12 protein-coding genes and 2 pseudogenes are annotated in these 10,721 nt (G+C 52.9%); 10 read left to right on the top strand and 4 right to left on the bottom strand.

The window, feature by feature from the left end:
* Window positions 1–26: 26 nt before the first annotated feature.
* The 4 genes from AB4090_RS10825 to AB4090_RS10810 are packed head-to-tail and all read right to left on the bottom strand — an operon-like array spanning window position 27 to window position 2,680.
* A complete protein-coding gene (locus AB4090_RS10825) occupies window positions 27–830 on the bottom strand; it encodes a hypothetical protein (protein WP_369573889.1) in 804 nt (267 codons plus the stop codon).
* Window positions 831–842: 12 nt separating this feature from the next.
* Window positions 843–1,982, bottom strand: coding sequence for an NAD(P)/FAD-dependent oxidoreductase (locus AB4090_RS10820; protein ID WP_369573888.1), 1,140 nt, complete (start codon window positions 1,980–1,982; stop codon window positions 843–845).
* Between the two features lie 34 nt (window positions 1,983–2,016).
* The gene (locus AB4090_RS10815) at window positions 2,017–2,247 is read right to left on the bottom strand and encodes a sulfurtransferase TusA family protein (RefSeq protein ID WP_369573887.1); all 231 of its coding nucleotides are present in this window, start codon (window positions 2,245–2,247) and stop codon (window positions 2,017–2,019) included.
* A 46-nt stretch (window positions 2,248–2,293) separates the two neighbouring features.
* Window positions 2,294–2,680 carry a DsrE/DsrF/DrsH-like family protein gene (locus AB4090_RS10810; RefSeq protein ID WP_369573886.1) on the bottom strand — a complete coding sequence of 129 codons (387 nt, stop codon included), beginning with the start codon at window positions 2,678–2,680 and terminating at the stop codon, window positions 2,294–2,296.
* Between the two features lie 408 nt (window positions 2,681–3,088).
* Here AB4090_RS10810 and AB4090_RS10805 point away from each other — a divergent pair, with 408 nt between their 5' ends.
* The 10 genes and pseudogenes from AB4090_RS10805 to AB4090_RS10760 form a co-directional block, all read left to right on the top strand.
* A complete protein-coding gene (locus AB4090_RS10805; protein ID WP_369573885.1) occupies window positions 3,089–4,150 on the top strand; it encodes a DUF3034 family protein in 1,062 nt (353 codons plus the stop codon).
* Window positions 4,151–4,170: 20 nt separating this feature from the next.
* Complete coding sequence (locus tag AB4090_RS10800; protein ID WP_369573884.1) at window positions 4,171–4,635, top strand: group 1 truncated hemoglobin; 465 nt, start codon at window positions 4,171–4,173, stop codon at window positions 4,633–4,635.
* Window positions 4,636–4,798: 163 nt separating this feature from the next.
* Window positions 4,799–5,089 (top strand): iron oxidase, encoded by a 291-nt coding sequence (locus AB4090_RS10795; protein ID WP_369573883.1) that lies wholly within the window; start codon window positions 4,799–4,801, stop codon window positions 5,087–5,089.
* A gap of 78 nt (window positions 5,090–5,167) precedes the next feature.
* Window positions 5,168–6,511, top strand: a complete 1,344-nt coding sequence (locus AB4090_RS10790; RefSeq protein WP_369573882.1) for a sigma-54 interaction domain-containing protein — start codon at window positions 5,168–5,170, stop codon at window positions 6,509–6,511.
* A 376-nt stretch (window positions 6,512–6,887) separates the two neighbouring features.
* Window positions 6,888–7,433 carry a GPR1/FUN34/YaaH family transporter gene (locus tag AB4090_RS10785; protein WP_369573881.1) on the top strand — a complete coding sequence of 182 codons (546 nt, stop codon included), beginning with the start codon at window positions 6,888–6,890 and terminating at the stop codon, window positions 7,431–7,433.
* A 105-nt stretch (window positions 7,434–7,538) separates the two neighbouring features.
* On the top strand, window positions 7,539–7,922 hold the full coding sequence (locus tag AB4090_RS10780) for a hypothetical protein (RefSeq protein WP_369573880.1): 384 nt from the start codon (window positions 7,539–7,541) through the stop codon (window positions 7,920–7,922).
* 288 nt (window positions 7,923–8,210) lie between these two features.
* A pseudogene (locus AB4090_RS10775) lies at window positions 8,211–8,921 on the top strand (transposase); the annotation flags it as partial.
* Between the two features lie 327 nt (window positions 8,922–9,248).
* Window positions 9,249–9,707, top strand: a complete 459-nt coding sequence (locus tag AB4090_RS10770; protein WP_369573947.1) for a DUF29 domain-containing protein — start codon at window positions 9,249–9,251, stop codon at window positions 9,705–9,707.
* A gap of 19 nt (window positions 9,708–9,726) precedes the next feature.
* Window positions 9,727–9,939, top strand: a complete 213-nt coding sequence (locus tag AB4090_RS10765) for a DUF4926 domain-containing protein (RefSeq protein WP_369573879.1) — start codon at window positions 9,727–9,729, stop codon at window positions 9,937–9,939.
* A 254-nt stretch (window positions 9,940–10,193) separates the two neighbouring features.
* Window positions 10,194–10,454: pseudogene (locus tag AB4090_RS10760) on the top strand (transposase); the annotation flags it as partial.
* Between the last annotated feature and the right edge of the window lie 267 nt (window positions 10,455–10,721).

Below are 10,721 nucleotides of genomic sequence, written 5' to 3'. Positions count from 1 at the left end.
GGGCCTCAAGCGGGGCGAGTAAAAGCTTAGTGCTTCAATCGGCAAGAACGGAAATGCTTGCCGACCAGCATCAAAAACTGGATGGTCTGCTGGGTCTCTGGCTTTTTCATCAGATCCCAAAGTCCGCCGACGCCGCCCTTGGGAGCAGGGGCCTTTGCGGCCTCTTCCGTGGCACCGGCAAGGCAGTGGAGGAAGTCTGTAAGGATGTGTTGTTCATCCATCTGCTCCACCACCCGCAATACCCGATCCATGACCCCGGTGCGCACGGCGCGATCGACCAGACACATGGCGTCCGCTGCCAGGCTGGAAAGACGAGTGACCATGTCGTCGCTCATGGAATCGCCAGCGGCCCCCAACATGCGGGTGAGTTGCACGATGCGATCGAGATCGCCGTTGTGCACCATTGCGGAGATCCCAGGTAATGCCTTCGCCAATTCTGCCCGGTTTACGCGGTCCAGCAGATCGAGTCCGTCACTGGCAATTTCCGCCATGCGACCGACCATGTCGTCGCTCATGGCATCGCCAGCCGCACCCATCATGCGGGCCAGGTGTACGATGCGGTCGAGATCGCCGTTGTGTACCAGTGCGGAGATAGCGGGCAGAGCTTTACCCACCTCTGCCCGGTTGACCCGATCCAGCAGATCGAGTCCATCGCTGGCCACCTCTGCCATGCGCCCGACCATGTCGTCGGTCATGGCATCACCGGCGGCACCCATCATCCGCGCCAGGTGCACGATCCGCTCCAGATCACCGTTGCGGACCAGATGCACCAACGCTTCCTGCGCCTGTTGCAGTTCATCCTCTTGCGAGGTATCCAATACGGCTGCCATCTTCCACCTCCCTTAGAGCAGGCCGCGCGCGGTCGCCCAATAGAGCTTGTTGTAGGCCATCTTGAAGGCATGCACGGCACCCGTGGGGGCCTTGGGCTGGGGCGGGTTTTGGTAGTTGAACATGGCGTAGGTGGCGCGATCCTTGCCCGCTTCAATAAAGCAGAAAACCTTGCCATCGTAACTTTTCACCGGGCGACCCATCTTGACCACGGCAGCCACGTTCTCGGCTGCGGTTTCGGCCTCGAAGTGGGCAGTAGAACCGGCCTTGGAGATGGGCAGATTAGTGGTGTCACCGAGAACGATGACATTCTTGCCATGTTCGCCTTCCATGTGCAGGGAATGTCGGTTGGTTGGAATCCAGCCGTTCTCACCCAAGCCGTTCTTTTCGACGACTTCCTGGCCCTTGTGTGGCGGTACGGCAACCAGCAGGTCATATTTGACTTCTCCACCTTCCTCGCTGAGTACAGCCGCGTTCTTGCCATCAACCTCTTTCATGTTGAACAGGGTTTCGTACTTGATTCCCTTGGCATCAAACTCCGGTGCTGCCCATTTGGCGACATTCTCCAAACTGTGCACTCGACCGATGGGATAGGTGTAGTAGAACTCGGTCTTGTCGAGCAGGCCGCGATCCTTGATGAAGTCATACATGGCGAAGGTGACTTCCAGCGGAATCATCGGGCATTTGTGCGGCAGACCCACGGTAATGACGATGCGACCGCCCTTGAACTCCGAGAGTTGCTTATAGTATTCGACGGCGTTTTCCGCCGTGTAACAGTTGACGGAGTTTTCCTTGAGACCAGGGATATTTTCTGGCATTGGTCGCGATCCGGTGGAAATCACAATCAGATCATATTCGTGCACCTTACCGCTTTTGCACTTCACATGATTGTGCGCTAGATGAAATTCTTCTACGGGATCGACGTGGAATTCGATACCGGGTTCCAACAGACTCTCTTGCTCGCGCACCAATTCATCGGGAGTGGCACGTCCCATTGCTACATACAACCAGCCAGGCTGATACACGTGTTCGTGCGATGCCGAGAGCATGGTGATACGTGCCTTGCCGGTTTTGAGTTCGTGATGAATACGACGTGCCAGATGATTGGCAAAAATGGTACCGCCCATACCGCCACCAATAACTAAAATTCTCATGTGTCACTCCTTTTTTGCTCGGTTACCTTCCTATTTACTTGGCCTTGCGCACCCTGATGTGCCAAATGCCTTCCCCATCCTTATCCGTGTCTACCATTTCATGACCGACTTTGTGCACCCACTCGGGCACGTCTTTGGCGGAGCCTTCATCAGTAGAGAGCAATTCCAGAGTGTCTCCTACCTGCATGCTTTTCATGTTGGAAATCAATTCCATCAATGGCCCCGGACAAAAACTGCCGCGTGCATCAACCGTACGTTCTGCCATGTTTTCTCCTTGCATTTTTCATCGCCCAAATAAACTACTTTGTCTATCAGAAGGTAAGTAACTGGCAACCTTCTGCGTCACTAAAAAATTTGGTCAGACCCATCGCTCCGGCAACAATAGGCTCCAGATCCCCCTCTTTTACACCCATTACATCCATGGCCATCGAGCATGCCCAGATCTTGGCATCGCCAAGTTCTACCGCCTGTTCAAAAATTTGAAAGAACGCGGGTACATTGTGTTCTTCCATCTTCTTCCCTAATACGCCAGAGGTGGGCGCTTCCTTGCTATGCCCTTTGATGAAGTGGGGGAATGCATTCATAGACAAAAACACCTGAACGTCCGTGCCAGAAACGGCAGCTACGGACGCAGCCATCGCCGCAAACTGTAAGTGCTCCCGGTCGCCGTTGAGACAAATGATAAACATGCCCGCCATATAAAGACTCCTCGTTGTAATTGACGGGAACTGGGTAGCAGTTCTTATGCCACTCAATAAATTATTATGTGTAATAATTCTAATATATGTCTATTGTCATGATTTGTTGAGGAAAATAATAGAATAATTTTTGTCTCTGTGATTTATTCTCTTTGATTCATAGGGTATGGTCATGACATTGTCATGATTGTGTCATGCTGTAGGAATAATTCATCCATTCCTGACAGGCCTTGTCAGAAAATGTCATGACATTAGCTGCATGTCATTGTTTTATCCAGACGTCTCTGATTTTAAAATTCTATTGTAAATCATGCTGTTGATGAGTTGTTAATAAGCATTATTCACATGGCATCAATTGTGCATATTTAATTTTGCTGTATCTCGACTGAAATCAGGAGGAGTACCAAAATGAAAAACACGCTACCTTGTCGTAAACGCTGGATCGCTTGCGCGGTCGGTGCGGCATTGGCTGCCAGTCCACTGGTCGCCTCCGCCGCCATTGGTCAAGCCTGTTTGTTTGGAATGGGGCGTATCCTGGGTACCGGGGCGGTGACCGCAGTAGATGGTGCCGCTGGTGGCGGTATCAACCCGTGGGCGGTCATCTCTGGTTATGGGACCAATCAACAGATTGGTGCCACGGCCTTCTACTCTCATGTACTACTCAATAACTATAATATGGATGCCTATGGTGCGTCCGTCGGGCTGTTCAACCGTATTGAGCTTTCCTATGCGCGGCAGAGTTTTAGTTTGGGGAATACTGGTGATATTTTGGATAACCGTATTCTTGATGTCGCTACTGGAGGTCATGCGCCTGGCTACGGGTCAACGTCAGTATCCAGCGCTTTGGGTTTGAGTGGTCCGTCATTTTTCGGCAGCAACTACCAATTGAATCAAGATATCATAGGCATGAAGGTACGTCTGTTTGGCAACATCGTCTATGATCAAAATTGGTGGGAACCACAGGTTTCTGTGGGTATTGACTATCATCATAATGAGATGCCAAAAAATCTGGCAGACACGCTGCACGTTACCCGTAACGCGATGTCGTACTACGTGTCGGCTACCAAGGTCTGGCTTCACGGTATCTTCGGTCTCACCACGCTGGCTGACGTCAATATTGACGTGACCAATGCCAATCAGCAAGGTTTGTTAGGCTTTGGTGGGGTAAATGGCATGGGTTACAAGGTATTGCCGGCAGCCTCAGTAGGCGTCTTCCTCAATCGGCATGTGGTCTTGGGTGGTGAGTATCGCGCCATGCCTCAGAATCAGTTGATTGCTCCATCCAGCGGTGCGGGAAACTTCAGTACGCTGGGTAATGCCGTCTCCAAAACCAGCGCCTGGAAGGACGTGTATGTGGCTTGGTTCCCCTACAAGCAACTGTCTCTGACCGCCGCCTACGTGGATTTGGGTACCATCGCCACGATGAAGAATCAGAGTGGTCTGTACCTGTCTATGACCACCAGTTTCTGAGCCAATTTTAGGAGGTTCTCATGAACAACAAGTTGTCTGCATCGCTGCGCAAAGGCGCAATCATCGGTGCGAGTATCTGTGCCCTCTCCTTCGCTGGCTGGGGCACCGCCAATGCCGATAGCTACTATGATCAGTTTGGTGGCAAGGCTGGTGTTACCGCGCTCATCAACACTTTTGTGGGCAATGTGGCAAATGACCCACACATCAACTACTACTTTGCTCACACCAACATTCCGGCCTTGAAGTACGCGCTGGTCAATCAGGTCTGCATGGCCGTTGGCGGGCCTTGTAAGTACACTGGTCCCAGCATGACAGATGCCCACCGAGGGCTGCAAGTTACCACGGCGGCATTCAATTATCTTTCTCAAGACATGATTGACGCTATGGATACCCATCGTATTCCCATTGGTGCGCAGAACTACCTGCTTGCTATCTTGGCATCTTTGGAGCCGCAAATCGTTACCGCTAACGGCCCGCTCGGGTAAAAAAAGAAAATAAGCATATATTGTAAATCTTACCTACCTCCTCCTCTTCACCAGGTAGTTGGCCCGAATTGCCAAGTCAGGCGATCCGGGTCTTTTTTCGTGCATCCAAAATTCTTGGCTCTGCGTATTACTAACGGGTACCGATAACATAGGAGATGCAACAATGCAGGAACAGAAAAGTCGTCGTCAGTGGCTGAAAGAAATGGCGGCCCTCGTTGGTGCCGGGGCCGCACTGCCCATTTTGGGCACCGAGTTTGCCTTTGCTGGAGAGGGCGGTAAAGAAAGCAAGGCATCTGTGCAGTATCAAAGTCATCCGTATCAACAGGATCATTGCTCGATATGCCAACACTTCCTACCGGGGTCCACACCCAAAGCATTGGGGACCTGCCAAGTGGTTGCCGGTAAGATTAGCCCGATGGGCTATTGTTTGGCTTTTGTTCCGAAATCGTCTTAAGATGAACTATGATTATCAGCTCATAAGCTGAGTTTTTCGTAGTTTTTTGTCTCATTAGTTGACAAGCGGAGAAGCTCATTGGAAAAGGCCGCGCCAGGTAAAGTATTGGAAGCACTTGATGTGCAGTCTGCTGTGGATTTGCAGCAGCATCCGATGGTGGTCATCGACGAAGAATATCGTATCGTGGCCGCAAACCGCGCGTATCGGGAGTGCTATGGTGTTACGGCGGCTGACTTGGTCGGTCGCCGTTGCCACCAAGTCTCCCATCACTCCGATGTGCCTTGCCATGAAAATGGCGAGGACTGCCCGCACCAAGCGGTGTTCCATAGTGGTGAGCCGCACGAGGTGCGTCATGTTCACTATGATCCGCTGGGTAACGCGGAGCATGTGCGCATTCGCGGGCACGTATTGCGCGATCTGCGCGGCCAAAATTTTTTGGCAGAAGAGATCATCCACGTGCCGCGCGAGCAAAGCGACATCACCTGCAACGATATGCGCATGGTGGGGCGCTCCCCCGCGTTTCTGCAGTGTCTCCATCACATTGAGATGGCAGCACGCACAGACGCCAGCATCTTGCTTTGGGGTGAGAGTGGTGTAGGAAAGGAGCTTGCGGCTAGCGCTTTGCATCAACTCTCCGCGCGTGCTGAAAAGCCCTTGATTACCATTGATTGTACTACCTTGCCCGAGCATCTTTTCGAAAGCGAGTTTTTCGGACACGAGCGGGGAGCCTACACCGGTTGTATCGGTAGAAAAATAGGCCTGTATGAGAGCGCTGATGGCGGTACGTTATTTCTGGACGAGGTTGGTGAGTTACCTTTGCCGGTGCAGGCCAAGCTCCTGCGTGTGCTAGAAACCGGGGCCTTTCGGCGTTTAGGTGGTGCAGATTTACTGCATGCGAATGTTCGCATTATCGCGGCGAGTAACCGTAGCTTGCGTGACATGGTTGCGGGTAGAACCTTCCGCGAAGATCTGTATTACCGTCTTGCTGCGATTAGTATCGACCTCCCGCCCCTGCGCGAGCGGCGCGAGGATATCCCTGGCATTGCCCGCGTCCTGCTTGAACGCATTGGGCGGGATTGGGGAGGTCAGTGGCAGTTGGCAGCGGCGGCTGAGCGCCGCCTCTGTGCCTACAATTTTCCGGGCAACGTGCGTGAACTAAAGAATATCTTGCAGAAAGCTGTGGCGTTGGCCGATGGACCATTGGTCATGCCTGAGCACATCTATTTTCTGGAAACGTCACCCGCCGCGCTGCCTCCCCAAATTCAGCCGCTAACAGTGCGATCGTCAGCGTCACTAGACAAGAGAGGGCGCCCCAACAATCTGCCTGAATTGTTGGGTACCTTTCATGGCAATCGTCGGCAAGTAGCGGAACATCTGGGTGTTAGTGAACGCACTGTATATCGGTGGCTACAACAAGTCTGAGCTTTATATTCGTCAATCTTGTAATGCGTCATGTTGCACCTGTATGGCACATGACGGTGTCATGTTGTGTCATACTCATGCGTCGTTTAAGACAATTTTGTACGATAAACTATTTTTCTATATTTTTGTAAAATCGTAAAAATTAGCCGCATTTTCTTGGCTATTGTAAGCTTATTTAAAAGCATAACTTTGTCGTTATCATAGAATTTTCTGCGATCGGTCGTGGCATGAGGATTGCTTTCTTCCGCTGCTGGTTAGATACAGCTAATGAACCGGCAGGAGGCTGACAACAAGCTGGTGTATTGCATGTTGTTGTTCGGGTCTCGCGTAAGGTTTGTTTAAACCATTTGTTGCGACGGAAAAAAGGGGTATATACATGAAAGATCCTATTGCCATCGGTCTGTTTGGTTTCGCAGTCCCGTTGTTCATCATTGGTGCGATGTTTTATGGGCTGGTTCCCATGGACGGTTTGGGTGCCCTACTGGCGCTGAGTTTTGGCTTTGGTGCTGCTGAGATGTATGTCGCGGGTGCGTATACCTTCCAGATGCCAAACTCTTATATTGCGACGGTGTTTTTCACCTATGGTTCATTCTTTTTGAGTTTCGCCATTATGGGCTCGACCGGTGGTCTTGCGCTTGCGATGAAGAGTGCGCCACAGTTTCTGGAGATTTGGTTTTGGTTGATGGCGTTGATCACCTTGATCTTCTTCATCGCTTCGCTGCGTGCAAACATCGGCTTGGTACTGCTTTTTGGCATACTCTGTGCGGCATTTGTACTGATGGCTATTAGCATTGATGCTGTGGCAGGATTATTGTTCATGATTGTTGCCGTGATCGGCTTCTACTTGGCGGCTGTGCACGTGATCAATCCCGTCATGGGTAAAGCGATATTGCCGGTGGGAAGTCTGGCAAAGAAGGCGTGACCTCACGTAGTAAAAACGTGAATCAGCCACAGAGAAAAGTGATCCTGGCAATTTTCCAGGATCACAATTTTCTAGCATAGCTAAAATCGGGTTTCTTTACCGGAATTGCCAAAATTGTTGAATACGCAACAACAGCACTGTCTAGGACAAATTACGTTCTGTGCGTTTATATTGGAGGTTGGGAAAATGACAAAATCAGTTGATGATGGAATGGAAAAATCTGATCCAAAGACGGCGAAGCGAGGATTAACACCAGACGGTATGGAAGCGTCGGATGACGATCTGGCGAGGCACGGCATAGTTCCTGATGGGATGGAACGATCTGACCACAAGGCGGCAAAGCGAGGGTTAACACCAGATGGTATGGAGGCAGAGCGGGAAACGGACGATGCTCTAATCCCAGATGGTATGGAACCGACGGATGACAATGTGGAAAAGCATGGCATCATTCCTGACGGAATGGAGGGGGATAAAAATACTCGGTCTTAAAAGCAGCCTTGGCATAATATAGGTTCGAAAGTTGATTCACGATGGCCGTGGAGCTGGAGAAATTTATTATATTCAGGACCATTAAGGCTGCCTGATGGGCATATTGGGGTTTTTGTGTTTTGTCTTGTAGTTTGTCGCCCCTGATTTTATCCCAACTCCATGATAATGCTGTTGAATACGCCCTATCTGTGGTATGATTCCTCCCAGTGTTCCGCCTCTGGGCGCAGATTTCTGGGAGTTTTGCCATGACCGCCTCCTGCTCTGCCACCGAAGATTTCTTTCGCCTTTCAGGCGGGTCGCTATGCCCACGCCCGACAGTTCAAGCGCATGCGGCGCAGCATCAAGCGACAACACACCATTGTGGGCCGTTTGTGCCGGGAGTTGGAGCGCAAGGCCAACGCCCTGGGCATGGCGGTACGGCAGGCCCTGTCCGAAACCCTGGACAAGGCCGCCCGTATCCAGGCCCAAAGTGCCCAGCGCAAAAGGATCCCTGGGCAGCCTAAGCTGTATGCCTGGCACGCCCCCGAGGTGGAATGCATCAACAAGGGCAAGGCCCGGCAACCCTATGAGTTCGGGGTCAAGGTGAGCATTGCCAGTACCCACCAGGGCACCTTGATCGTCGGTGCCCGCGCCTTTCCGGGCAACCCCTACGATGGCCACACCCTCCACGAGCAACTCGACCAGACCACGATCCTGATGCAGGACCAGGGGATCCAGCCGGAGCGGGTCTTTGTCGACCTGGGCTACCGGGGCGTCGATGCCGACAATCCCGACGTACGCATCATCCACCGGGGCAAAGCCCGAAGGATCACCCCCCAAGAGAAACACGCGCTACGCCGCCGACAAGCCATTGAACCCCTCATCGGCCACCTCAAAACCGATCACCGGATGGACCGCCGCCCCCTTAAGGGATCCCTGGGCGATTGCCTGCACGCCGTCCTCTGCGCCGCAGGCTACAACATCCGCTGGCTGCTGCGGATGATCGCCCAGAAGGGCATTCCCTTTTTGTCCGCCATTTTCTGCGCCCTACACTGGCTGTTGGAATGGACCTTCAGCTCCGTGGCCGTGGCCGTCACCGCGTCGGTGTCCGGCGATGACGCGCTACCCCGAACTGGCCGCTATAGCCTCGCGTAGACGCAAAATGGATATTTCAGGGGCGACTCGATATGGAGCTGAATGTGGTGCGCAGCGAGCTGTTGGCGCTCTACCAGATCCAGCACGAGCATCACGGCGCGCGCCGGTAGGGGCAAATTTCTGATTCTTTGCTCTTTTAGGGCCATGCCTTATACTTTACACCATCAAGCATGCCTAACAGGAGGCGTGACCATGGGAACAGCAATAAAGCTCGAAACTCCCGTCAATCTGTACGATCAGGACTTCTATGTATGGACCATGGAGCAGGCAGACCTTTTACGCCGTCATAAGCCGGACTGGATGGACTGGAACAACGTCGCAGAGGAATTAGAATCCATGGGTAAGAGGGATCGCCGCGAAATCATCCATCGCCTGGAAAAACTGCTTATGCACCTTGCCAAATGGCAGTCGCAGCCGGAAAGGCGTTCGCAGAGCTGGTCCCAGACCATCAAAGAGCAACGAAAGCAGATAGCTCTTATCCTCAAGGACTCTCCGAGTCTCGACAACTTTCTGCGCTACTCACTGCCCGAAACATGGACAAGCGCGATAGACGAAGCAGCGGAAGAGACAGGGCTTCCATTGTCGACGTTCCCTGACACCTGCCCTTGGCATATAGACGCTCAAATTTTGGCTGACTGGTGGCCTGAATAAGTAACCTCACCGCCTTGTGATGAAACTGCTAGATCCTGTCGTTCTGCTGGAGCCCAGCCCCAAGGAACAACTGCTCAAGGGGCAGTTGGGCACCATCGTGGAAATCCTTGATCCGGGATTCTTTGAGGTGGAGTTCCTGGTGGGTGAGGAGTACATCACCGTGGCCCTGGCCGAATCTTCCTTGATGCCCTTGCACCTGGCCTCCAGTCCCGTCAGCCACGCCGCGGCATAACGTAACAGGGGCTTGCACGGGTAGGTCTCGGCCCATGTCGCCTGTTAGCCCCAAGCAGTAATGTCCCCTTTGTCCCATTCTAGAATGTCCCCTTCGACTGGCGGAGGGGGGATGAGGATGACGAAGGCGTGCATAACGATGAGTCATCGAGAAGTAGATCGTGTAGGGCTGCTGCAATTGCTGTTGAGCAAGCAGCTGCGGCTGCGGGAAGTGGCAGAGCGCTTAGGCCTCAGCGTGCGGCAGGTGAATCGGCTATGGGCTACCGGGGCGTCGATGCCGACAATCCCGAGTTGCGCATCATCCACCGGGGTAAAGCCCGAAGGATCACCCCCCAGGAGAAACGCGCGCTACGCCGCCGACAAGCCATTGAACCCCTCATCGGGCACCTCAAAGCGGATCACCGGATGGACCGCTGCCCTCTTAAGGGATCCCTGGGCGATTGCCTGCACGCCGTCCTCTGCGCCGCGGGCTACAACATCCGCTGGCTGCTGCGGATGATCGCCCAGAAGGGTATCCCTTTTTGTCCCCTATTTTTTGCGCCCTACGCTGGCTCTTGGAATGGACCCTCAGCCCCATGGCCGTGGCTGTCACCGCGTCGGTGTTCGGGGATGGCGCGCCATCCCCGAATTGGCCGCTATAGCCTCGCGTAGACGTAAAATGAATACTTTAGGGGCGACTAGTTCCCTAAATCCGCGATTGCTGCTAAGAGATAGATAGATAAGGCCCCGATCTGCAAGCCTTTCTGGTAGAATAAGCTTATCGAGAGCTTCACCCAGAAGGTG

Origin of the sequence: Acidithiobacillus sp. IBUN Pt1247-S3 (assembly GCF_041146875.1) — a bacterium.
Taxonomy (GTDB): domain Bacteria; phylum Pseudomonadota; class Gammaproteobacteria; order Acidithiobacillales; family Acidithiobacillaceae; genus Igneacidithiobacillus.
This window is presented reverse-complemented; position numbering and strand designations above follow the sequence as displayed.